This window comes from Streptococcus sp. V728, assembly GCF_052077995.1.
Classification (GTDB): domain Bacteria; phylum Bacillota; class Bacilli; order Lactobacillales; family Streptococcaceae; genus Streptococcus; species Streptococcus infantis_B.
In genome coordinates this window covers 500,504-524,917 of sequence record NZ_JBQJJH010000002.1, presented here as the reverse complement: position 1 = coordinate 524,917, position 24,414 = coordinate 500,504, and the positions used below count along the sequence as shown (strand labels likewise).

The 24,414-nt window shown below is 39.3% G+C and carries 25 protein-coding genes; 24 read left to right on the top strand and 1 reads right to left on the bottom strand.

Features of this window, described 5'->3' with window-relative positions; genetic code table 11:
* Position 1 precedes the first annotated feature (1 nt).
* The 15 genes from ACTO1Y_RS03900 (at position 2) to ACTO1Y_RS03830 (ending at position 10,397) form a co-directional block, all read left to right on the top strand.
* Complete coding sequence (locus tag ACTO1Y_RS03900) at positions 2 to 958, top strand: branched-chain amino acid ABC transporter permease (RefSeq protein WP_441348421.1); 957 nt, start codon at positions 2 to 4, stop codon at positions 956 to 958.
* On the top strand, positions 958 to 1,722 hold the full coding sequence (locus ACTO1Y_RS03895; RefSeq protein ID WP_049503117.1) for an ABC transporter ATP-binding protein: 765 nt from the start codon (positions 958 to 960) through the stop codon (positions 1,720 to 1,722). The genes ACTO1Y_RS03900 and ACTO1Y_RS03895 overlap by 1 nt, the downstream gene beginning before the upstream one ends.
* The gene (locus ACTO1Y_RS03890; protein WP_441348420.1) at positions 1,722 to 2,432 is read left to right on the top strand and encodes an ABC transporter ATP-binding protein; all 711 of its coding nucleotides are present in this window, start codon (positions 1,722 to 1,724) and stop codon (positions 2,430 to 2,432) included. Before ACTO1Y_RS03895 ends, ACTO1Y_RS03890 begins: the two co-directional genes overlap by 1 nt.
* A 315-nt stretch (positions 2,433 to 2,747) precedes the next feature.
* On the top strand, positions 2,748 to 3,404 hold the full coding sequence (locus tag ACTO1Y_RS03885) for a CBS domain-containing protein (RefSeq protein ID WP_441348419.1): 657 nt from the start codon (positions 2,748 to 2,750) through the stop codon (positions 3,402 to 3,404).
* Positions 3,405 to 3,532: 128 nt separating this feature from the next.
* A complete protein-coding gene (rpsF, locus tag ACTO1Y_RS03880) occupies positions 3,533 to 3,823 on the top strand; it encodes a 30S ribosomal protein S6 (RefSeq protein WP_001151775.1) in 291 nt (96 codons plus the stop codon).
* Positions 3,824 to 3,834: 11 nt separating this feature from the next.
* Positions 3,835 to 4,305, top strand: a complete 471-nt coding sequence (locus ACTO1Y_RS03875) for a single-stranded DNA-binding protein (RefSeq protein WP_254726245.1) — start codon at positions 3,835 to 3,837, stop codon at positions 4,303 to 4,305.
* Between the two features lie 31 nt (positions 4,306 to 4,336).
* Positions 4,337 to 4,576, top strand: coding sequence for a 30S ribosomal protein S18 (gene rpsR / locus ACTO1Y_RS03870; protein WP_000068664.1), 240 nt, complete (start codon positions 4,337 to 4,339; stop codon positions 4,574 to 4,576).
* Between the two features lie 166 nt (positions 4,577 to 4,742).
* Positions 4,743 to 5,252, top strand: coding sequence for a GNAT family N-acetyltransferase (locus ACTO1Y_RS03865; protein ID WP_441348418.1), 510 nt, complete (start codon positions 4,743 to 4,745; stop codon positions 5,250 to 5,252).
* 79 nt (positions 5,253 to 5,331) lie between these two features.
* Entirely contained in the window at positions 5,332 to 6,732 is a 1,401-nt protein-coding gene (locus tag ACTO1Y_RS03860) for a bifunctional Cof-type HAD-IIB family hydrolase/peptidylprolyl isomerase (protein ID WP_441348417.1), read from the top strand.
* Position 6,733: 1 nt separating this feature from the next.
* Entirely contained in the window at positions 6,734 to 7,096 is a 363-nt protein-coding gene (locus tag ACTO1Y_RS03855; protein WP_025169983.1) for a S1 RNA-binding domain-containing protein, read from the top strand.
* Positions 7,097 to 7,144: 48 nt separating this feature from the next.
* Positions 7,145 to 7,894 carry a tRNA1(Val) (adenine(37)-N6)-methyltransferase gene (locus ACTO1Y_RS03850; protein ID WP_441348416.1) on the top strand — a complete coding sequence of 250 codons (750 nt, stop codon included), beginning with the start codon at positions 7,145 to 7,147 and terminating at the stop codon, positions 7,892 to 7,894.
* Entirely contained in the window at positions 7,884 to 8,168 is a 285-nt protein-coding gene (locus tag ACTO1Y_RS03845; protein ID WP_006150413.1) for a GIY-YIG nuclease family protein, read from the top strand. Before ACTO1Y_RS03850 ends, ACTO1Y_RS03845 begins: the two co-directional genes overlap by 11 nt.
* A gap of 83 nt (positions 8,169 to 8,251) precedes the next feature.
* Positions 8,252 to 9,187 carry a manganese-dependent inorganic pyrophosphatase gene (locus tag ACTO1Y_RS03840; protein ID WP_006150313.1) on the top strand — a complete coding sequence of 312 codons (936 nt, stop codon included), beginning with the start codon at positions 8,252 to 8,254 and terminating at the stop codon, positions 9,185 to 9,187.
* Between the two features lie 63 nt (positions 9,188 to 9,250).
* On the top strand, positions 9,251 to 9,763 hold the full coding sequence (locus ACTO1Y_RS03835) for a YiiX/YebB-like N1pC/P60 family cysteine hydrolase (RefSeq protein WP_006150157.1): 513 nt from the start codon (positions 9,251 to 9,253) through the stop codon (positions 9,761 to 9,763).
* Positions 9,747 to 10,397, top strand: a complete 651-nt coding sequence (locus tag ACTO1Y_RS03830) for a DUF1803 domain-containing protein (protein WP_441348415.1) — start codon at positions 9,747 to 9,749, stop codon at positions 10,395 to 10,397. The genes ACTO1Y_RS03835 and ACTO1Y_RS03830 overlap by 17 nt, the downstream gene beginning before the upstream one ends.
* Positions 10,398 to 10,431: 34 nt before the next feature.
* Here ACTO1Y_RS03830 and ACTO1Y_RS03825 read toward each other — a convergent pair whose 3' ends face one another.
* The gene (locus tag ACTO1Y_RS03825) at positions 10,432 to 11,877 is read right to left on the bottom strand and encodes a UDP-N-acetylmuramoyl-L-alanyl-D-glutamate--L-lysine ligase (RefSeq protein ID WP_441348414.1); all 1,446 of its coding nucleotides are present in this window, start codon (positions 11,875 to 11,877) and stop codon (positions 10,432 to 10,434) included.
* A gap of 105 nt (positions 11,878 to 11,982) precedes the next feature.
* On the opposite strand from ACTO1Y_RS03825, the gene ACTO1Y_RS03820 reads away from it, so the two are divergent.
* The 9 genes from ACTO1Y_RS03820 (at position 11,983) to ACTO1Y_RS03780 (ending at position 24,355) form a co-directional block, all read left to right on the top strand.
* The gene (locus ACTO1Y_RS03820; RefSeq protein WP_441348413.1) at positions 11,983 to 13,605 is read left to right on the top strand and encodes a putative polysaccharide biosynthesis protein; all 1,623 of its coding nucleotides are present in this window, start codon (positions 11,983 to 11,985) and stop codon (positions 13,603 to 13,605) included.
* A 188-nt stretch (positions 13,606 to 13,793) separates the two neighbouring features.
* Positions 13,794 to 15,752, top strand: a complete 1,959-nt coding sequence (locus ACTO1Y_RS03815) for a peptide ABC transporter substrate-binding protein (protein WP_441348412.1) — start codon at positions 13,794 to 13,796, stop codon at positions 15,750 to 15,752.
* A gap of 145 nt (positions 15,753 to 15,897) precedes the next feature.
* Entirely contained in the window at positions 15,898 to 16,992 is a 1,095-nt protein-coding gene (locus ACTO1Y_RS03810) for a cystathionine gamma-synthase (protein ID WP_441348411.1), read from the top strand.
* 4 nt (positions 16,993 to 16,996) lie between these two features.
* Entirely contained in the window at positions 16,997 to 18,163 is a 1,167-nt protein-coding gene (locus ACTO1Y_RS03805) for a MalY/PatB family protein (protein WP_441348410.1), read from the top strand.
* A 92-nt stretch (positions 18,164 to 18,255) separates the two neighbouring features.
* On the top strand, positions 18,256 to 21,354 hold the full coding sequence (locus ACTO1Y_RS03800; protein ID WP_441348409.1) for a DEAD/DEAH box helicase: 3,099 nt from the start codon (positions 18,256 to 18,258) through the stop codon (positions 21,352 to 21,354).
* 46 nt (positions 21,355 to 21,400) lie between these two features.
* Entirely contained in the window at positions 21,401 to 21,994 is a 594-nt protein-coding gene (locus ACTO1Y_RS03795) for a cystathionine gamma-synthase (RefSeq protein ID WP_441348408.1), read from the top strand.
* 11 nt (positions 21,995 to 22,005) lie between these two features.
* A complete protein-coding gene (gene murC / locus ACTO1Y_RS03790; RefSeq protein ID WP_006150197.1) occupies positions 22,006 to 23,340 on the top strand; it encodes a UDP-N-acetylmuramate--L-alanine ligase in 1,335 nt (444 codons plus the stop codon).
* Positions 23,341 to 23,348: 8 nt separating this feature from the next.
* Positions 23,349 to 23,864, top strand: coding sequence for a GNAT family N-acetyltransferase (locus tag ACTO1Y_RS03785; protein ID WP_441348407.1), 516 nt, complete (start codon positions 23,349 to 23,351; stop codon positions 23,862 to 23,864).
* Entirely contained in the window at positions 23,861 to 24,355 is a 495-nt protein-coding gene (locus ACTO1Y_RS03780; RefSeq protein WP_441348406.1) for a GNAT family N-acetyltransferase, read from the top strand. The genes ACTO1Y_RS03785 and ACTO1Y_RS03780 overlap by 4 nt, the downstream gene beginning before the upstream one ends.
* Positions 24,356 to 24,414 lie beyond the last annotated feature (59 nt).

Sequence of the window (24,414 nt, the reverse complement as noted above, 5' to 3'; positions counted from 1 at the left end):
AATGAAAGTAAATGTAAAAGCTAATATTCTCTGGATATTCCTTTTGTTGCTTGGATATGGTATGATTAGCCTCTTAGTTTCACTTGGTATTTTAAACCTTTTCCATATTCAAATTCTGGAACAAATCGGTATTAATATTATTCTTGCAGTAGGACTTAACCTAATCGTTGGTTTCTCTGGCCAATTTTCACTTGGACATGCTGGATTTATGGCTATCGGTGCCTATGCAGCAGCTATTATTGGATCAAAATCTCCAACTTATGGTGCCTTCTTTGGAGCTATGTTGCTCGGCGCCATCATTGCTGGTTTGGTTGCCCTCATCGTAGGAATTCCTACCCTTCGTTTGAAGGGGGATTATCTTGCAGTTGCGACACTTGGGGTTGCTGAGATTATTCGTATCTTGATTGTCAATGGTGGTAGCCTAACTAATGGAGCTGCAGGTATTTTAGGAATTCCAAACTTCACTAACTGGCAAATGGTATATATCTTTGCCGTGATTACAACTATTTTAACACTGAACTTTTTACGTAGTCCAATCGGTCGTTTAACCTTGTCTGTTCGTGAAGATGAAATTGCGGCTGAGTCAGTAGGGGTCAATACAACAAAAATCAAAATTATTGCTTTCGTATTTGGAGCTATGACTGCAAGTATTGCAGGATCACTCCAAGCAGGATTTGTCGGTTCAGTTGTACCAAAAGATTATAGTTTTATCAACTCTATCAACGTTTTAATCATCGTTGTATTTGGTGGTTTGGGATCAATCACAGGATCAATTGTCGCAGCCATTGTTCTTGGAATTTTGAACATGTTACTCCAAGACGTTGCTAGCGTTCGTATGATTATCTATGCTTTGGCTTTGGTACTTGTTATGATTTTCAGACCAGGTGGACTCCTTAGTACATGGGAATTGAGCCTATCACGTCTCTTTAAAAAAGGTAAGAAGGAGGGACAAAACTAATGGCATTACTTGAAGTAAAAAACTTAACCAAACATTTTGGTGGTTTGACGGCTGTTGGAGATGTAACTCTCGAATTGAATGAAGGTGAACTTGTTGGCTTGATTGGACCGAATGGAGCGGGGAAAACAACTCTTTTCAACTTGCTGACAGGAGTTTATGAACCGAGTGAAGGAACTGTTACTTTGGATGGGCACCTACTAAATGGAAAGCAACCTTATAAAATCGCATCCCTTGGTTTAGGGCGTACCTTCCAAAATATTCGTCTTTTTAAAGACTTAACTGTTTTAGACAATGTTCTCATTGCATTTAGCAATCATCATAAACAACATGTATTTGCTAGTTTCTTACGCTTACCAGCTTTTTACAAGAATGAAAAAGAATTGAAAGCTAAAGCCTTAGAATTACTAAAAATCTTTGATTTGGATGGAGATGCTGAAACTTTAGCAAAAAACCTAGCTTATGGTCAACAACGTCGTTTGGAGATTGTTCGTGCTCTTGCTACAGAGCCTAAAATCCTTTTCTTGGATGAGCCTGCAGCTGGTATGAACCCACAAGAAACGGCAGAATTGACTGAGTTGATTCGTCGGATAAAGGATGAATTCAACATTACCATTATGCTGATTGAACATGATATGAACTTGGTCATGGAAGTTACTGAACGTATCTACGTTCTTGAGTATGGTCGTTTGATTGCTCATGGTACACCAGATGAAATCAAGAGTAATAAACGTGTTATCGAAGCTTATCTTGGAGGTGAAGCCTAATGTCTATGTTAAAAGTTGAAAACCTCTCAGTACACTATGGTATGATTCAAGCTGTACGTGATGTGAGCTTTGAAGTTAATGAAGGAGAAGTTGTTTCTCTAATCGGTGCTAACGGTGCAGGTAAAACAACAATTCTTCGTACTCTATCAGGACTTGTTCGCCCAAGTTCTGGTCGAATTGAATTTTTGGGCCAAGAAATCCAAAAGATGCCTGCTCAAAAGATTGTGGCATCAGGACTTTCTCAAGTGCCAGAAGGACGTCATGTCTTCCCTGGTTTGACAGTTATGGAAAACTTGGAGATGGGAGCCTTTCTTAAGAAGAACCGTGAAGAGAACCAAGCAAATTTGAAGAAAGTCTTTTCACGTTTTCCACGTTTGGAAGAACGTAAAGACCAGGATGCAGCAACCCTATCTGGAGGTGAGCAACAGATGCTTGCTATGGGACGTGCACTTATGTCGACTCCTAAACTCCTTCTTTTGGATGAGCCATCAATGGGGCTGGCACCAATTTTCATTCAAGAAATTTTTGATATCATCCAAGATATTCAAAAACAAGGGACAACCGTTCTTTTGATTGAACAAAATGCCAATAAAGCACTTGCCATTGCAGATCGAGGATATGTTCTTGAAACAGGTAAAATCGTTCTTTCAGGAACAGGTAAAGAACTCGCAGCTTCAGACGAAGTCAGAAAAGCATATCTAGGTGGCTAAAACAATCCAGTGGATTGTTTTAGTCGGCGGATAAGGATTGTGTAGTAATCTTCGTATAGTCTGAGAGACTAGTTTAGGTTGCGGATAAGGATTGCGCAAGCAATCCACATTATTCCGGGGGACCTTTTTAGTCGGCGGATAGAGATTGCAAAGCAACCATAGAATCCACATAAGTAAATGATTAAGAGCTCTTAGGTGGAGCTCTTTTTCGTAAAGTTCACCAGATTTTTCTGAATCTTGAAAAAGAGATGAAAGCGTTTGATAGCTTTCCGTAAAAAGTGTATAATAAAACTATAAACATAAAGGAGATTTCCTATGGCAGTTAAAGATTTTATGACACGCAAGGTCGTTTATATCAGTCCTGATACAACTGTTGCACACGCAGCAGATTTGATGCGCGAACAAGGCTTGCACCGTCTCCCTGTTATTGAGAATGATAAATTAGTAGGCTTGGTAACAGAAGGTACAATCGCTGAAGCTAGTCCTTCAAAAGCGACTAGTCTTTCAATCTTCGAGATGAATTATCTGCTTAATAAGACAAAAGTAAAAGACGTCATGATTCGAGATGTTGTTACTGTCTCAGGCTATGCAAGTTTAGAAGATGCAACCTATCTCATGTTGAAAAATAAGATTGGTATCTTACCAGTTGTTGATAATGATCAATTGTATGGCGTTATAACAGATCGAGATGTATTCGGAGCCTTTCTTGAAATTGCTGGTTATGGTGAAGAGGGAATCCGTGTTCGTTTTATCACAGAAAATGAAGTTGGGGTGCTAGGTAAGATTGTTTCTCTAATCGTTGAAGAAAATCTTAATATTTCTCATACCGTTAATATCCCTCGTAAAGATGGTAAGATTGTCATTGAAGTTCAAATTGAGGGAACAATTGATCTTACTTCTTTGAAAAAGAAATTCGAACAAGAGAATATTCTGGTTGATGAAATTACCCAGACTTCTGCAAAGAAACTCTAAAAAGTAAACAATTATTGTTTTATACTTGCGAAAAAAATTTTTTTCTAGTATAATAGTTTATTGTGAGCAAACCTCACTTACCCCATGCAAAGACTTGGGGTCATTAGACCAAAAGGAGGAACATATCAATGGCTAAATACGAAATTCTTTATATCATTCGTCCAAACATTGAAGAAGAAGCGAAAAACGCTTTGGTGGCACGTTTTGACTCTATCTTGACTGACAACGGTGCAACTGTTGTTGAATCAAAAGATTGGGAAAAACGTCGTCTTGCATACGAAATCCAAGATTTCCGTGAAGGACTTTACCACATCGTTAACGTTGAAGCAAACGATGACGTAGCTCTTAAAGAGTTTGACCGTTTGTCAAAAATCAACGCTGACATTCTTCGTCACATGATCGTCAAACTTGACGCGTAAGAAGGTAGATTATGATTAACAATGTTGTACTTGTAGGGCGTATGGTACGTGACGCTGAGTTGCGTTATACCCCATCAAATGTAGCAGTAGCTACTTTTACTCTTGCAGTAAACCGTACATTTAAGAGTCAAAATGGTGAACGTGAGGCTGATTTTATCAATGTCGTCATGTGGCGCCAACAGGCTGAAAACCTTGCTAACTGGGCTAAAAAAGGCTCACTTATCGGGGTGACAGGTCGTATCCAGACTCGTAGTTACGATAACCAGCAAGGACAACGTGTCTACGTGACTGAAGTCGTAGCTGAGAATTTCCAAATGTTGGAAAGCCGTAGCGTGCGTGAAGGCCAAACTGGTGGAGGTCATTCTGCACCAAGTTCAAGTTATTCAGCACCTACACAATCAGTACCTGACTTTTCACGAGATGAAAATCCATTTGGAACAACCAATCCATTGGATATTTCAGACGATGATTTACCATTCTAATGGACAATTAATACTATAAAGGAGAAAAAACATGGCTCAACAACGTCGTGGCGGATTCAAACGCCGTAAAAAAGTTGATTACATCGCAGCAAACAAAATTGAATATGTTGATTACAAAGATACTGAGCTTCTTAGCCGTTTCGTTTCAGAACGTGGGAAAATCCTTCCACGTCGTGTAACTGGAACTTCAGCTAAAAACCAACGTAAAGTAACAACAGCTATCAAACGTGCTCGCGTAATGGCTTTGATGCCTTTCGTAAACGAAGATTAAAGGAAAGACCCTTACGGGTCTTTTTTTCATGAACTTGAAAACAAGAGAACGAGTTGGGGTCAGGGTGGAGCTCTTTTTCATGAGCTCAGCGAGTAAGAGCTGGCTAGTTTTTTTTCTTTCTCTAAAACGTGCTATAATGATAGTAGTAATTCTAAAGGAGTATCTTATGAAGGGAAACGCTATTATTAGAAAAATGATTGAATCGGATATCCAACACCTGTCCCAAGGTTTTATCAATCAGGGTTGGCCTAGTAGAGAGGAAAATTTAACTCGATACTTTAAGGAGCAAGAAAGTGGGGAGAGAGAAGTCTTAGTTGCAGAGGTCGATAGTGTTGTAGCGGGCTACATTACCATTTTGCCCTCTGCTAAACATGGTCCTTTTGCAGAAATCTATCCAGAACTTTCAGATTTCAATGTCTTTGAGACTTTTCAAAATCAAGGTATTGGAAATCTCTTGATGGAAGAAGCGGAAAAACGAGTTAAACTCGTATCGGATAAGGTGACGCTTGGTGTTGGGCTCCACTCAGGTTATGGACCTGCTCAGAGATTGTATATCAGACGGGGCTACATTCCAGATGGGACAGGTGTCTGGTATCGAAATCAACCCTTGGAAATAAACGCAACTAGCCAAAATAATGATGATTTGGTTTTGTATCTAGTAAAGGAATTCGGATAAGAGACAAGGATTTTATTGGGGTATGGGATTTCTCTACTTTATGGTATAATGGAAAGAGTGAATTAAAGGAGGTCTTACAATGGATGCCAAGTTAAGATACAAGGCTAAGAAGATTAAGATTATCTTTTTTGATATAGATGATACTTTACGAAATTCAAAGACTGGCTTTATTCCAAGCACTATTCCAACAGTGTTTCAACAATTACGCGAGAAGGGAATCTTGACAGGAATTGCGACTGGTCGAGGTATTTTCGGCGTCGTACCAGAGATTAAAGCCCTCAAACCTGATTTCTTTGTAACCTTGAATGGTGCTTATATTGAGGACAAAAAGGGTAATGTCATATATAGTAATAAAATTGCTAGAGATAAGGTTGAAGAGTATATTGCTTGGACTAAGGAAGTTGGGATTGACTACGGTTTAGTTGGTAGTCATGAGGCTAAACTATCTAGACGAACAGAAATGATTAGCCAGGCTATTGATCCAATTTATCCTGATTTAGATGTGGACCCTGATTTTTATCAAAAAGAAGATATTTATCAGATGTGGACCTTTGAGGATCAGGGAGATGACTTGACGTTGCCTGAAAACTTATCATCGACTTTACGTCTAGTTCGTTGGCATGAACATTCGTCAGATGTGGTGCCGATTTCGGGCTCAAAAGCAGCTGGAGTTGCCAAAGTGGTAGACCAATTAGGTTTAAAACCTGAAAACGTCATGGTTTTTGGAGACGAACTTAACGATTTAGAACTCTTTGATTATGCAGGTATTTGTGTTGCTATGGGAATATCTCATGACATAATCAAAGAAAAAGCAGATTATGTTACAAAAACATTAGAAGAAGATGGCATTTTTGATGCCTTAGAAGGATTTGGTATGGTAGAAAAAGAATTACATTTTCCACAAGTAGACATTGAAGCAGTAGATGGTCCAATTGCGACTATTAAGACAAATCATGGAGATATGCGCATCAAGCTTTTCCCTGAGCATGCACCAAAAACAGTAGCCAACTTTATTGCTCTATCAAAAGATGGTTACTATGACGGTGTCATTTTCCACCGTATTATTAAAGACTTTATGATTCAAGGTGGAGACCCAACTGGTACTGGTATGGGGGGCGAATCTATCTATGGTGAGTCATTTGAAGATGAATTTTCAGAAGAGCTTTACAATGTTCGCGGAGCTCTTTCTATGGCAAATGCTGGACCAAATACAAATGGTAGCCAGTTCTTTATCGTACAGAACCAACACTTGCCATATTCTAAGAAAGAAATTGCTCGTGGTGGCTGGCCAGAACCAATTGCGGAAATTTATGCTGAACAAGGTGGGACTCCTCATCTAGACCGCCGTCATACTGTATTTGGTCAACTTGCGGATGAAGCTTCTTATGAAGTTCTGGATGCAATTGCAGGTGTAGAAACAGGTGCAATGGACAAGCCAGTTGAAGATGTAGTCATTGAAACTATTGAAATTGAGGACTAAAATGAAAATCGGTGATAAGCTAAATGGCCGTATTACTGGGATTCAGCCTTATGGTGCTTTTGTTGAGCTTGAGACAGGAGTGACTGGACTGATTCATATCTCAGAGATTCGGACAGGATTTATCGAAAATATCTATGAAGTTTTAAAAATCGGTGATGAAGTCCAGGTACAGGTAGTAGATTTTGATGAATATACTGGGAAAGCTAGCCTTTCCATTCGTACCTTGGAAGAAGAAAAGCATCAACTTCCTAGACGGAGACGTTTTTCGAATGATCGCATCAAACATGGTTTTGCACCGCTTGGTCGCATGATGCCTATTTGGACTCGAGAAGCCTTGGAGCATTTAAAGAAAAACAGTAATTGATAAATTTCTAACCATCTTTGATGTTATTTAATTTGTGGCAATAGAAGTATGAACGAAGAACAATTATTAAAATCAGGAGAGCGCATTAACCAACTCTTCTCTACAGATATCAAGATTATTCAAAATAGAGAGGTTTTCAGCTATTCAGTGGATAGTGTTCTCCTGTCTCGTTTTCCTCGTTTTCCTAAAAATGGGTTGATAGTGGATTTCTGTGCAGGTAATGGAGCTGTTGGACTATTTGCCAGTAGTCGTACCAAGGCTAAAATTCTCTCTGTAGAAATCCAAGAACGCCTAGCTGATATGGCTGAACGGTCGGTTCGTTTAAATGGCTTAGAAGAGCAGATGCAGGTTATTTGTGATGATTTGAAAAATATGCCTAGCCACATTCAGGGGAGTAAGGTTGATTTGATTTTGTGCAATCCGCCTTATTTTAAGGTGGACGCAAATTCTAATCTGAACGAAAGCGAACACTACTTGTTGGCTCGACACGAAATTACGACTAATCTAAAAGAAATTTGTCGTAGTGCCCAAAGTATACTCAAATCTAACGGGCGTCTAGCCATGGTTCACCGTCCTGATCGTTTGTTAGATATTTTAGAAACCCTTCAACAACACAATTTAGCTCCAAAGCGGCTGCAATTTGTCTACCCTAAACGGGAAAAGGAAGCCAATATGCTTTTGATTGAGGCTATCAAAGACGGCTCCACTAGTGGCTTTAAGGTTTTACCACCACTCATTGTTCATAATAGTGATGGTTCCTACACACCAGGAATTCAAGAGATTTATTATGGATCATAAGGCTTATATGTATGTAGTTGAGTGTCGTGATGGTTCTTACTATACAGGCTATACAACAGATGTGAAGAAACGAGTTGCTGTCCACAATAGTGGCAAAGGAGCCAAATATACACGAGCTCGATTACCGGTAAAACTCATCTATGCTCAAGGTTTCGATAGTAAAGAAGAAGCCATGTCGGCTGAAGCCCTTCTCAAACGTAAGAAGAGAGCGCAAAAGGAAAGATTTTTATCTGAAAACCAAGAAAAAAATTTACTCAGTCATTTTGAAGAGTAGGGGGAGTCCTTTGACTCCTCTTACTTTTGTCAAAAATTGAAAAAAATGCTACAATAAGGAGAATAAAGAAACGAGGTATTATCATGTCTAAGATTCTAGTATTTGGTCACCAAAATCCAGATTCAGATGCTATCGGTTCATCTGTAGCCTTTGCTTATCTTGCAAAAGAAGCTTATGGTTTGGATACAGAAGCAGTAGCTCTTGGTACTCCAAATGAAGAAACAGCTTTCGTATTGGACTATTTTGGTGTGGAAGCACCACGCGTGATCACATCAGTTAAAGCAGAAGGTGCAGAACAAGTTATCTTGACTGACCACAATGAATTCCAACAATCAGTATCAGATATCGCTGAAGTAGAAGTTTATGGTGTTGTGGACCACCACCGTGTGGCTAACTTTGAAACGGCGAGCCCACTTTATATGCGCTTGGAGCCGGTCGGATCAGCATCTTCTATCGTATACCGCATGTTCAAAGAGCATGGCGTAGCTGTACCAAAAGAAATTGCAGGTTTGATGCTTTCAGGTTTGATTTCAGATACCCTTCTTTTGAAATCTCCAACAACTCATCCATCTGATAAAGTGATTGCGCCTGAATTGGCTGAATTGGCTGGTGTGAACTTGGAAGAATACGGTCTTGCAATGCTCAAGGCTGGTACGAACTTGGCAAGCAAATCAGCAGAAGAATTGATCGACATCGATGCTAAGACTTTTGAATTGAACGGAAACAACGTTCGTGTGGCTCAAGTCAATACAGTTGATATCGCTGAAGTTTTGGAACGCCAAGCTGAAATCGAAGCAGCCATCCAAGCCGCAAATGTAGCTAACGGATACTCTGATTTTGTCTTGATGATTACAGATATCGTCAACTCAAACTCAGAAATTTTGGCTCTTGGCGCCAACATGGACAAAGTAGAAGCAGCTTTCGACTTCAAACTTGAAAACAACCACGCTTTCCTTCCAGGTGCTGTTTCACGTAAGAAACAAGTGGTACCACAATTGACTGAAAGTTTTAATGCATAATGTTCGATGGGGAAACCCATTATTAAAAAGGAGTTTCGGCTCCTTTTTTGCTAGGAGAGAAGTATGTTGGAAAATGGCGATTTGATTTTTGTAAAGGACCTGTCAGATATGGGACAGGCCATCCAGGCATCAACTGGCAACTATAGCCATGTGGCCATCTTTTTGGACGATTCCATTTATCATGCAACGGTGGAAGGTGGCGTCCTTGCCCAATCTCCTGAAGATTTCTTTGAAGTTGAGAAAGTCTATGACCTTTATCACTATCCGAAAATCGATCACAAAGAAGTCAAAAAGCAGGCAGAAAGCCTTTTGGGTTCGCCCTACAATTCTTCCTTTTATCCGGATGGAGATGGTTATTACTGTTCCCAGTTCATTGCTGAACTACTCCCTATTTTTGAGACCATTCCCATGAAGTTTGGGAGTGATACACAGGAAATTAGTGATTTCTGGAGTGAATATTATAGAGAACTAGGGCTAGCTGTACCTCTGAATCAGCCTGGCACTAATCCGAGTCATTTAGCAACATCACCACTTTTAGTTTGTAAAGAAAGGAATCTTCATGATTCAGATTTTTAATCCATCTCGTTTGACACGACAACCATTCTTTAGAGATTTGGTTGACTATCTTGATCAGCATGATGATGTTATTCTCCGTGAAATCAAGGCTCAGTTTCCAGGGGTTGCAGTTGACAAGTATTTGGAGGAATATATTAAAGCGGGATTGATTTTGAGAGAGAACAAACGCTATTCTCTCAATCTCCCATTTCTAGAATCTACAAATTCTCTTGAACTAGACCAGGAAGTCTTTGTGAGAGATGATAGTCCTGTTTATCAAGAAATCCTGGAGAAACATTTTCAGACGGAATTACGCAATCAAACAAATGCAGCTATCCTAGAAGAGCGTACGGATTTTGCTAGGGAAAAGATGACCTTGTCTAATTATTTTTATAAGGTTAAGCATCAGTATCCACTGACGGAAGAACAGCAGAGACTGTATGAAATTTTAGGGGATGTCAATCCTGAGTATGCTCTTAAGTATATGACTACTTTTTTGCTCAAGTTCCTCAAAAAAGATCAACTCATGCAGAAACGTCGTGATATCTTTATCGATAGTTTAGTTTTATTGGGTTACATCATTCAAAATGAAGATGGGAAATACGAGTTAGCTGTAGAATTTGATAAAGAACGCTTCATCTTTATAAAAAAATAAAGGCTAGGAATTTTCCTAGCCTTCTTTAAATATACTATAGATAACGTTCTGCAACAGCAGCATCTCCAGGATAGTCTTCTTTTTGCCCTTGGATGATTTGGTAGCAATCAGCTCCTTTACCAGCGATAATCACAGCGTCCAGTTCTTGACTTGTAACAGACATAGCAGCCTTGATGGCTTGCTCACGGTCAGCAATCTTTTTAACAGGACGATGGATGTAGCTACTAATTTCATTAGCAATGGCCATTGGATCTTCATAGTTTGGATCGTCAGCCGTTAGAAATACTTGAATTTCAGGATGTTGATCGAGGAGAAGTCCAAAGTCCTTACGACGGCTTTCTCCCTTGTTTCCAGTTGAACCAAGTACTAAAGCAATCTTTCCAGTTTGATGGCTTTCAACAACTGAGAGTAGTTTTTTCAAGCTATCTCCATTATGGGCGTAGTCTATGAAAACTTTTGCGCCATTTTTTTGAGTGAGAACTTCCATACGGCCAGGGACGCGTGTTGTAGCAATCCCTTTTTTAATGTCTTCAAGACTAGCACCTAAACGAAGACAAGCCAGTCCAGCTGCGACAGCATTCTCTTGGTTGAAGTGTCCAATTAGTTGGATATCATAATCGCCAGCTAATTTACCAGTAGCTGAGAAGCTAAAGGCTTTGGAGTTCTCGATTTGGTTACTTGACTGGCTACCGTAGAAGTCATGCTCTTGGTTCTCAACTTGTTCTTTCAGAACAGAGAAGTGATCCATATCGCTATTAATGACAACTGCTCGACTATTTTTCATCAAGAGACGCTTGTGATAGAAATAATCTTCAAAGGTCGGATGCTCAATAGGACCAATATGGTCAGGACTAATGTTGAGGAAGACACCGACATCAAAGGTCAGGCCGTAAACCCGTTTCACCAAGTAGGCTTGGCTGGATACTTCCATAATAAGATGAGTTCTTCCATTATCAACTGCCTGGGCCATCATCTCAAAGAGATCAATGCTTTCAGGAGTTGTTAGAGCAGATTTAAAGAAAGTCTTACCGTCCAAAGTAGTGTTCATGGTTGACAACATAGCTGGACGATATTCTTGATTTAAGATGTTATAAGCAAAGTAAGCTGCTGTAGTTTTTCCTTTAGTTCCAGTGAAAGCAAGTAATTTTAATTTCTCTTGAGGGTTGCCATAAAACTCCATGGCAATCAAACTCATGGCTTTCTTAATATCGCTAACGACAATAACGGGAATACCGACTTCATAGTCCTGTTCTGCTACATACCATCCAAGTCCTTGTTCAATTGCCGAAAGGAGAAATTCTTTTTTGAAGGCTGCTCCTTTGACAAAAAAGAGGCTATTTTCATTTGCTTTTCGGCTATCGTAGCAGATGCTATCAAAAACGACGTCACTGTAATTATAGTGGTAATGTCCTTGGTCGATAATCTCACGGAAGAGACCATCTTTCTTCAAAATATCTAATACGGTTTCAATCTTTATCATACTTTCTATTGTAAACTGAAAGTCTGAATTTTACAAGTAACAAGGAAAAGTTTATAATGGAAGATAAGGAACTTTTCCTAGTGATTAAAAATGAATGAGGAAGTTATGTCTAACGAAAATAATCATCAGCAGGCCCAGATGTTACGCGGGACTGCCTGGCTTACAGCTAGTAACTTTATCAGTCGCCTGCTCGGGGCTATTTACATTATTCCCTGGTATATCTGGATGGGGACTTATGCTGCAACTGCTAACGGTCTCTTTACCATGGGCTATAATATCTACGCCTGGTTCTTGTTGATTTCGACAGCAGGTATCCCGGTGGCTGTAGCTAAGCAGGTTGCTAAATACAATACCATGCAAGAAGAAGAGCATAGTTTTGCCCTGATTCGAAGTTTCTTGGGCTTTATGACTGTGCTAGGACTTGCCTTTGCCTTGATCTTATACCTCTTTGCACCTTGGTTGGCGGACCTTTCCGGAGTCGGTAAGGACTTAATTCCAATTATGCAAAGTTTAGCGTGGGCGGTCTTGATTTTTCCATCTATGAGTGTTATCCGTGGATTTTTCCAAGGGATGAATAATCTCAAGCCTTATGCTATGAGCCAAATCGCTGAGCAGGTTATCCGTGTCATTTGGATGCTCTTAGCGACCTTTATCATCATGAAGCTAGGTTCAAAAGATTATCTATCAGCAGTTACCCAATCTACCTTTGCTGCCTTTGTGGGAATGGTAGCTAGTTTTGCAGTCTTGTTTTATTTCCTTTACAAGGAAGGATTGCTTCAAAAGGTATTTGAAACCCGAGATAAGATTGATAGTAAGAGTCTTTTGGTTGATACGATTAAGGAAGCTATTCCTTTTATCATAACAGGTTCAGCTATTCAGCTTTTCCAAATCTTGGACCAAATGACCTTTATCAATAGCATGAAGTGGTTTACTAACTATAGTAATGAAGATTTGGTTGTCATGTTTTCTTATTTCTCTGCCAATCCTAATAAAATCACCATGATTTTGATTTCCGTAGGAGTATCAATCGGTAGCGTTGGTTTGCCCCTCTTGACCGAGAACTATGTCAAAGGGGATTTGCCAGCAGCTTCTCGTCTCGTTCAAGATAGTATCACCTTGCTCTTCTTATTCCTACTACCTGCAACAGTTGGAGTAGTCATGGTAGGAGAACCGCTCTATACAGTTTTCTACGGTAAACCTGATAGTTTGGCTTTGGGCTTGTTTATCTTTGCAGTCTTGCAGTCAACAATCCTAGGTTTGTACATGGTCTTGTCACCAATGCTTCAGGCTATGTTCCGTAACCGTAAGGCAGTTCTATATTTTATCTATGGTTCGCTTGCTAAGATTGTTTTACAACTACCATCAATAGCGATTTTCCACAGTTATGGACCATTAATTTCAACGACCATCGGCCTCATCATCCCAATTGTTTTAATGTACCGTGAAATCTGTCAGATTACAGGTGCGCGTCGAAAGATTATTCTGAAGAGAACAATCTTGGTTACTATTTTGACTTTAGTTATGTTTATTCTAGTAGGACTCTTGCAATGGATTATTGGATTTGTCTTCCAACCAACTGGACGTTTCTGGAGCTTCATATATGTCGCTCTAATCGGTGTAATCGGAGGTGGGCTCTACGGAGTCATGAGTCTCTATACTCGACTCTTGGATAAGGTTATTGGTCAGGCAAAAGCGGACCAGTTACGAGCGCGCTTAAAATTATCATAATATTTAATAAATAAAACGAACGATTTGAACTTTTTACGTACAAAGGTCTAAATTGTTCTTTTTTTCTTGAAAAAATACAAAAAAATATAAAAAATGTAGAAAAAAATAAATTTTTAGAGCATAAGACTTGACTAAAAAAAACAATAACTGTATAATGATACAAATATTTAAATTTGGAGGTTCTGTTTATGAAAAAGTCTAAGGCAAAATATCTGACGCTGGCAGGCGCTGTCCTAAGTGCTGGTTTATTATTGACTGCTTGTAGCAACTCAGCTAGTTCTACAAAGACATATAATTATGTATATAGTAATGACCCCTCAAGTCTTAACTATCTCCTAGAAAACCGTGCAACAACAGGTGATGTTGTGACAAACTTGGTTGATGGTTTGATGGAAAATGATCAATACGGGAACTACATTCCTTCATTGGCAGAAGATTGGACTGTTTCCAAAGATGGTTTGACTTATACTTACAAACTTCGTAAGGACGCCAAATGGTATACAGCAGATGGTGAAGAGTATGCACCAGTGACAGCACAAGATTTTGTGACAGGATTGAAGTATGCCGCGGATAAAAATTCAGAAGCCTTGTATCTAGTGCAAGATTCTGTTGCTGGTTTGGCAGACTATGTTAGCGGAAAAACTACAGACTTTTCAACAGTTGGAGTAAAAGCTATTGACGACCAGACTGTTCAATATACTTTGACTCAACCAGAACCTTATTGGAATTCAAAAACAACTGCAACTATTCTGTTCCCAGTAAATGCTGATTTCTTGAACTCAAAAGGGGATGATTTTGGTAAGGTGGATCCAGCAAACATCTTGTATAATGGTCCATTTATTCTCAAATCATTCACTTCGAAATCTGTTCTTGAATACAAGAAAAATCCAAACTATTGGGATGCAAAAAATGTATTTGTAGATGATGTCAAATTGACTTACTATGATGGAAGCGACCAAGATGCGCTTGTTCGTAACTTTAGCGAAGGTGTCTATAGTTTTGCCCGTCTCTATCCAAATAGTTCAAGTTTTGCAGGTGTGCAAGAGAAATACAAGGATAATATTATCTACAGTATGCAAACTGCAACTTCTTTCTACTTTAACTTTAACTTAGATAGAAAATCTTATAACCACACATCAAAAACGACAGACGCTGAAAAGACAGCCCAACAAGAAGCAGTTTTAAACAAATCATTCCGTCAAGCCATTAACTTTGCCTATGACCGTACAGCTTATGGAGCTCAGTCACAAGGGGAAGAGGGAGCAACAAAGATTATCAGAAACTTGCTTGTTCCACCTTCATTTGTAACACTTGATGGTAAAGATTTTGGGGATGTCGTCGCTTCTAAGATGGTTAACTACGGCCAAGTATGGCAAAATGTGAACTTTGCGGATGCACAAGATGCCTATTATAATGCTGATAAGGCCAAAGAAGCTTTTGCACAAGCCAAGAAAGAATTGGAAGCTAAAGGCGTACAATTCCCTATTCACCTAGACTTGCCAGTAGACCAATCATATAAGAAGGGTGTCCAAGAGGCAAGTTCCTTCAAACAATCTATCGAGTCTGTCTTGGGTACAGATAATGTCGTCATCGATATTCAAATGTTGAGCACTGAAGAAATGGATAGCATCGGTTACCTTGCCAATACAGCGGCTCAAAAAGACTATGACCTCTACAATGGTGGTTGGAGCCCTGACTACCAGGATCCATCAACTTATCTTGATACGCTTAACCTTACAAATGGTGGTTCATTGCAAAACCTTGGCTTAGAACCTGGTGAAAGTAATGCTAAAGCAACTGCGGTTGGCTTGGATACCTACACTAAGATGCTAGAAGAAGCCAATACTGAACAAGATTTGACAAAACGTTATGACAAATACGCTGAAGCACAAGCTTGGTTGGTGGATAGCTCTCTCACGCTTCCAAGCGTATCTCTTGGTGGAACACCAGGAATCAGAAAAACAGTTCCATTCTCTGCTGCTTTCTCTCAAGCGGGTAACAAGGGTGTTGAATCATACAAATACGTTAAACTGCAAGATAAGATTGTCACAACAGCTGAATATGAAGAAGCTAGACAAAAATGGCTGAAAGAAAAAGAAGAATCTAATAAAAAAGCCCAAGAAGAATTAGCAAAACACGTTAAATAATCAGTCTATTCAACAGGAAAAACGATAGTTTCTCAGGAAGCTATCGTTTTTGTATAGTTTGAAACTATAACTAGCTCTTGAAAACAAGAAAACGAAGGATCCAAAATAAGTGGTACAATAGTTACTATAGATTTGGAGGTATTGTATGAGTAAATCATTTCACATCAACACAATTTTAGCACAAGCAGGGATCAAGTCTGATGAAGCAACAGGTGCTTTGGTTACACCAATCCACTTTTCAACGACTTATCAGCATCCAGAATTTGGTCAATCCACTGGATTTGACTATACTCGCACTAAAAACCCAACTCGTAGCAAAGCAGAGGAAGTCTTGGCAGCTATTGAATCAGCCCACTATGCTCTAGCAACTAGTTCAGGTATGTCTGCGATTGTGTTGGCCTTTAGTGTCTTCCCAGTAGGAAGCAAGGTTTTGGCTGTCCGTGACCTTTACGGTGGTTCTTTCCGTTGGTTCAATCAAGTGGAGCAGGAAGGACGTTTCCACTTTACCTATGCCAACACAGAAGAAGAGTTAATTGCTGAGCTAGAAAAGGATGTGGATGTACTCTATATCGAAACACCAACCAACCCTTTGATGTTGGAATTTGATATTGAAAAATTGTCAAAACTAGCTCATGCAAAAGGTGCTAAAGTTGTCGTTGATAATACCTTCTATAGCCCGATTTACCAACGTCCAATTGAAGACGGGGCAGATATCGTCCTTCATTCAGCGACAAAATACCTTGCAGGACATAATGATGTTCTAGCTGGTGTAGTTGTGACAGACAGTGCGGATTTATACGAAAAACTCTTTTACAATCTCAATACGACTGGGGCTGTTTTGTCACCATTTGATAGTTATCAATTGATTCGTGGTCTTAAGACCTTGTCACTTCGTATGGAGCGCTCAACAGCCAATGCCCAAGAAATTGTAGCCTTTTTAGAACAATCACCTGCAGTTAAAGAAGTCCTGTATACAGGACGTGGGGGGATGATTTCCTTTAAAGTAGCTGATGAGAAGCGTATTCCTCATATCTTAAATACCTTGAAAGTATTCTCTTTTGCTGAAAGTTTAGGTGGGGTTGAAAGTCTGATTACATATCCAACTACTCAAACCCATGCAGATATTCCTGCAGAGGTTCGTCATTCTTATGGATTGACAGATGACCTTTTACGCTTGTCTATTGGTATTGAGGATGTTAGAGATTTGATTGAAGACTTGCGTCAAGCCTTGGAAGGATAAAACTATGGGAAAATATGATTTTACGACCTTGCCCAATCGTTTTGGACACCATACCTATAAATGGAAAGAAGCAGAGACTGACCGTCAAGTATTGCCAGCCTGGATTGCTGATATGGACTTTGAAGTGTTACCTGAGATTCGTCAGACAGTCCATGACTATGCAGAGCAATTAGTCTATGGCTATACCTATGCTAGTGATGGCTTGATTGAAGCCGTTCAAAACTGGGAGGAAAAACATCATGGTTATCGCTTTGATAAGGATGCTCTAGTCTTTATTGAAGGGGTAGTGCCAGCTATTTCAACAGCCATTCAAGCCTTTACCAAAGAGGGTGAAGCAGTGCTCATAAACACTCCAGTTTATCCTCCTTTTGCTCGTAGTATTAAGCTTAATAATCGTAGACTAATCACCAACTCTCTAGTAGAAAAAGACGGACTTTTTGAGATTGACTTTGATCAATTGGAGAAAGATTTTGTCGAAGAGGAAGTGAAACTCTATGTTCTCTGCAACCCTCATAATCCTGGTGGACGTGTTTGGGAGAAGGAAGTCTTAGAGAAGATTGGACAACTGTGTCAAAAACATGGAGTTTTGTTGGTGTCTGATGAAATCCACCAAGACTTGGCCTTGTTTGGAAACAAGCACCAGTCATTCAATACGGTAAATGAAGACTTCAAAGAATTTTCACTGATTTTAAGTAGCGCTACCAAGACTTTCAACATTGCGGGAACGAAAAATTCTTACGCTATTATCGAGAATCCTAAGTTGAGAGTGGCTTTCCAAAAACGTCAGCTGGCTAATAATCAACATGAAATCTCAGGTTTAGGATATTTGGCAACAGAAGCAGCCTATCGTTATGGGGAAGATTGGTTGTCAGAACTCAAAGAACTAATCGAGAAACACATCAATTATGTAGTCGATTTGTTTGGTAAAGAAACTAAAATCAAGGTCATGAAACCTCAAGGGACCTATCTTATTTGGCTTGATTTTTCAGCCTATGATATTAGCGATGAAGAACTAAGAAAAGTCTTAAGAGACGAAGCCAAGGTTATCCTGAATAGGGGCTTGGACTTTGGTGAAGAAGGAACCCTTCACGCTCGCTTGAATGTAGCCATGCCGACATCTGTCTTGGAAGAAGTTTGTCAACGAATCATTGCCACTTTTTCAAATTATTAAAAATCTAGCCTTTTAGGAGAAAAGTACTCCTAGAAGGCTATTTTTATAGGCAGAAATGTGGTATAATTAAGAGATAAAGTAAAGGGGAAACTATGGCTAAATTGATTCCAGGAAAGCTTCGAATGGAGGGAGTAGAATTCTACGAAACTGGTCAGATTGAAATCATCAAAGAACAAGAGCATCGTATCTATGCGCGTGTAGCGGATGAAGAAATTCGCTATAGTTTGGATGATGATTTGATTTTTTGTACCTGTGCTTTTTTCAAAAAAAGAGCTTACTGTGTTCATTTAGCGGCATTGGAATATTACCTAAAAAATGACCAACTAGGACAAAAAATTTTACTTAATCTGGAGGCTAATCAGGAAGAGAAGGAGACTGTTGAGACGCAAGTGACTTTTGGAGGAGAATTCTTAAAGTCTATCCAAATGCCATGTCAATCCAACATTTATCAGCTTTCTGCACAGGGTCAGGTAGAAGCAGGAACTAATCGTATTATCTGGACCTTAAGAATTGGTCTTTCTAAGCAAGAAAAGTTTTATGTGATTAGGGATATCCCTCTTTTCTTAAAAGTCATAGAGCTTTCAAAACCTTACATGATAGGAAAACATTACGAGTCTTCATTAAGACTTGAACAATTTGATAAAGCCAGCCAAGAAGTTTTGAGTTTCTTGCTAGGCTTGATTGAGGAGAAAAGAGACAATCCTACTTTTTTCCAAAATCAAGGGCGACATCTCTATTTCCCTAAGACTTTTTTTGAGCAAGGTGTCAGTCTTCTGATGGGCTTAGATGTATTCCAATTTGATCACCAGCTTACAACATATCATCATCTTCTTTTCCAAGATTTTGATGGTCAAGCAGGTTTGTTTTCTTTTGAGATTAAAGAACAATCCAACTATTATGAGATGGAAATCCTCGAACGGACAGGGGTCAATGTCTTTTATGGGGGACAAGTCTTATTCTCTAAAGGCAAATTTTACCTGATGACGAAAAAACAGGCTAGTTTATTAGATGCGCTTAGAAAAGTTCCTTTAGATCATAGTGGCAGGAAAATCTTGCAGTTTGATAGTAGCGTTCGAGATCTCTTAGCTTCGACTCTGTTCCAGTTTAAAGAACTCGGAAAAGTAGAGGCACCTGAGTCTCTTAAAATCCAATCTTTTCGTCCCTCTTTCTACATGGAACGAGAAGAGGACGGATCTATTCGTTTAGATATGCAGTTCCAATATGAAACTTGCTTAGTAACTACTCGAAATGAACTAGAGAATCTCCCTTTTGCGAGTGATATTCAACTAGAAAAACAGATTTTTCAGTTGGCTTTATCTGCTGGATTTGAAGCAGACTTTCGTTCATGGCGTCAGAGTTTGAAAGCCGAAGCAGTCCATACGTTCTTTCAGGAAGTATTACCAGCCTTTGAAGCACTAGGAGAATTAAAGATTTCTGAGAGCTTGCAAAATCTTTATCAGGTTCAGAAACCTCAAATTCATATCTCATCCAAGGGGAGTCTTTTAGAAATTCAATTTGATTTTCAAGATATAGATCAAGAAGAAATCAATCGAGCAATGAAGGCTCTGGTTGAAAAGCAAGATTATTATATTTCTTCCACTAACCAGGTTTATTATTTCGACGAAGAGACCAAACGTATCCGTCAGGATTTGGATGATTTGGGAATGGAAGAGATAGAGAGTGATTCTTTCCATGCACGGAAATCTTTGGCTTATACCCTTTCTCATCTTTTTAAGGATCAAGACCAAGTAACATTTACCGAAGAATTTCGTCATTTGGCCCACGATTTGACGCATCCAGAGGATTTTCCGATGACAGCTCTGAATATCAAAGCTGATCTCAGAGATTATCAGAAAAAGGGGATTCAATGGCTTCAAATGCTTCACCATTATGGATTTGGTGGGATTTTAGCGGATGATATGGGACTTGGTAAGACCTTGCAAGCTATTGCCTTTCTGAGTAGCCAGCTTCAGGAGAATAGCCGTGTCTTGATTCTTGCTCCATCGGGTCTCATCTATAATTGGGCCGATGAGTTTCAAAAATTTGCACCAAATTTGGATGTAGTTGTTGTGCATGGATTGAAGCCTTATCGCGAGACTATTTTAGCAGAAAAACATCAGATTTATGTGACTAGTTATGCTACTTTCAGGCAAGATAGCGAGATTTATCAGGATTTATCTTTTGACTTTCTATTTCTAGATGAAGCCCAGGTGATGAAAAATGCCCAGACTAAAATTGCGAAAACGTTGAGAAAGTTTGTGGTACCATCAGTTTTTGCTCTATCTGGAACACCGATTGAAAATAACATTGGCGAATTGTGGTCTATTTTTCAAATAGTCTTGCCAGGACTTTTACCAGCAAAAAAAGACTTTATGAAATTACCGGCTGAGAGAGTGGCTCAGTTTATCAAACCATTTGTCATGCGTCGTAAAAAAGAAGAAGTCCTAACTGAATTGCCTGACCTGATAGAAGTCGTTTATAAAAATGAACTGGAAGATCAGCAAAAGGCCATCTATCTAGCTCAACTGCAACAGATGCAAGAACGTATAGAGCATGTGACAGTTGCAGAATTTCAACGAAATCGTGTCGAAATTTTAACAGGTCTCATGCGTCTCCGCCAGATTTGTGATACTCCAGCCTTATTTATGGAGGATTACAAGGGAGATAGTGGGAAGCTGGATAGTTTACGAGATTTGCTGAGTCAGATTGCTGAAGGAAATCATCGTGTACTTATCTTCTCTCAATTTAGGGGAATGTTGGACCGCATAGAAGAGGAGTTACCACAGCTTGGCTTAACTTCCTTTAAGGTTACAGGTTCAACTCCTTCACAGGACCGCCAAGAAATGACCAAGGCTTTTAACCAAGGAGAATGCGATGTATTTTTGATTTCTCTAAAAGCTGGTGGAGTTGGTCTCAATCTTACTGGTGCGGACACAGTTATTTTGGTCGACCTATGGTGGAATCCAGCAGTTGAATCGCAGGCTATTGGTAGGGCTCATCGTATGGGACAAGAACAAGCTGTTGAAGTATATCGCCTAGTAACTCGAGGAACAATTGAAGAGAAGATTCAAGAGCTACAAGAGCAGAAAAGAAATCTGGTCTCAGAAGTCTTGGACGGAACAGAGTCTCGTGGAAGTCTGACACTTTCTGAAATTCAAGAAATATTAGGAATTTCTGAAGCCAAGACTTGAAAAATCAAGACTTTACGCTATAATGGAGTATTGAAAGGAAATAAAAATGAAGCTAGAACGATTTCCAATAGTGTCAGATGATGAAATTATGCTGACAGAGATGCCATTTATGAATTTATATGATGAGTCGGATCTCATTAGTAACATCAAGGGAGAATACCAAGATAAAAATTACTTGGAGTGTTCCCCAATTACTACTGAAAAAAAGTCACTGACTAAAGCGCCAGAGAAACTGTCTGAACACAAGGAAAAATCCTATGCTGAACTAGCTCGTGAGGAAGCAAGAGCTGATTTGAAACGAAAACGTTCAGCAAAGTATTTGACTCAAGATGTTAGTTTTACGAAACGTCATAAATCTTCAAATAATATAGTTAGACAGGCAAATCAGCCAACAACTCCTTTTCAAAAGGAAAATCCTGGTGAGCTTACCAAATATAGTGACAAACTAACTCAGAGCCATTATATTTTGGCTGAAATGACACCTCAGATGCAGCAAACTACCAAAGAAGAGCATCTCGGACTAAAAAAGAATAATTATGATTTTCTAAAGAAAAGCCAGATTTATAACAAAAAAGTAAATCAAACAGAAAAAGAACGTAAAATTGCTCAAGAATTAAACTTGACAACGATGACAGAGTAAAGGGGAAAAAGATGGCAAAAACCTATCATTTTATCGGAATTAAAGGATCAGGAATGAGTGCCTTGGCTTTGATGTTGCACCAAATGGGGCACAAGGTCCAAGGATCTGATGTGGAAAAATATTACTTTACACAACGTGGGCTAGAGCAAGCAGGAATTAAAATTTTACCTTTCGATGAGAAAAATCTTCAAGGTGATTTAGAAATTATCGCTGGGAATGCCTTTCGTCCAGATAACAACGTTGAAATCGCCTATGCAGATAAGAATGGGCTAAGCTACAAACGTTATCATGAGTTTCTTGGTAGCTTTATGCGTGACTTTATCAGCATGGGGGTTGCTGGTGCACACGGTAAGACCTCAACAACTGGGATGCTTTCTCACGTCTTGTCACACATTACTGATACTAGCTATCTAATTGGAGATGGTACAGGTCGTGGCTCTGAAAATGCCAAGTATTTTGTATTTGAATCTGACGAGTATGAACGCCACTTTATGCCATATCACCCAGAGTACTCTATTATTACTAATATCGACTTTGACCACCCTGACTATTTTACAAGTTTAGAGGATGTCTTCAACGCCTTCAATGATTATGCGAAACAAATCAGCAAAGGTTTGTTTGTCTATGGTGAAGATCCAGAGTTGCGTAAGATTACGTCTGATGCTCCAATCTATTATTATGGCTTTGAAGCAGAGGGCAATGACTTTGTAGCTAGCGAACTTCTACGTTCTACGACAGGTTCAACTTTTACAGTTCACTTCCGTGGTCAAGAATTGGGTCAATTCCACATTCCAACTTTTGGTCGCCACAATATCATGAATGCAACAGCAGTGATTGGTTTACTTTATACTGCTGGTTTTGACTTGAATCTAGTGCGTGAACACTTGAAGACTTTTGGCGGAGTGAAACGTCGCTTTACAGAAAAGATTGTCAATGATACTGTTATTATCGATGATTTTGCTCACCATCCAACTGAAATTGTAGCGACTCTTGACGCAGCACGTCAGAAATACCCAAGTAAAGAAATTGTTGCTATCTTCCAACCACATACCTTTACTCGTACAATTGCCTTGTTGGATGATTTTGCCCAAGCCTTGAATCAAGCAGATGCAGTTTACCTCGCACAAATCTACGGATCAGCTCGTGAAGTTGACCATGGAGATGTCAAGGTTGAAGATTTGGCAAATAAGATTCATAAAAAACATCAAGTCATCACTGTTGAAAATGTATCTCCTCTCCTAGACCATGATAATGCTGTCTATGTCTTCATGGGAGCTGGCGATATCCAAACCTACGAATATTCATTTGAACGTCTTTTGTCTAATTTGACAAGCAATGTTCAGTAAGGAAAAATATGGAGTTTTCAATCAACATCAGGGAAGCTCAGTTTTCAGATATTGAACAAATTTGTTTGATACAAGAGAGTAGCCAGAATTCCAAAGATATATTGACTCGAGAAATATTAGAAGAACGTATCCGCAATTTTGCGGATACGTTTCTCTTAGCTAGTCTGAATGAGCAAGGGATTGCTTATATCTCAGCGACGATTCTCACGAACGACTCTTTAGACAAATGGATAGTAACTATTAGTAAGGAAGGTTTTAGGCGAGATAACGCAATCATCCTTGAAGAGATATCCGTACATCCAGACTTTCAGAAACAAGGTTTTGGAACCTTGTTACTTGCAAGTCTCAAGGAAGTTGCCTGTCAGAAAAATAGTCCAGCTATTTATTTGCTCTGTAAAGATGAGTTGCTTTCCTACTTTGAAATGAATGGGTTTCTGGAACAAGGAATTGTAGAAGAGGAAAGGAGCAGTGAAGTTGCCTTTCTTATGTGTTGGAGAAATCCTTTTTACCAGGAGGAATTATGATTATTCGACAAGCTAGACTTAGTGACTTAGATCGTATTTTGGAAATTGAATTAGAGAATTTCTCAATTGAAGAAGCCATACCTCGCTCTGTTTTTGAAGCACATTTAAAGGAGATTAAAACTAGTTTTCTAGTTGCAGAAAAAGAAGGTGAGATTCTCGGTTATATTGAAGGTCCAGTAGTCCCTCATCGCTATTTGCAGGACCAATCCTTTACAGAAGAAATAGAAGACCACAGTCATCAAGAAGGTGGGTATATATCTGTGACATGTCTGTCTGTTGCAAAGAAGGCTCAATCCTTGGGGCTTGGAAGAAAACTCTTAACTGCCTTAAAGGAGGTGGCTCTCAAGCATGAACGTGAGGGGATCAATCTGACCTGCCACGACTACCTCATTGAATACTATGAAAAGCATGGTTTTGTGAATGAAGGCAAGTCTAAGTCTCAATTTGCTGGAGAAGAATGGTATGACATGGTCTGGGAAAATAGGAATTAGAGGGGAGAAAGGCTTATAAGGTTGCTTTTCTCTAGTTTTTAAGATATAATATTAAGGAT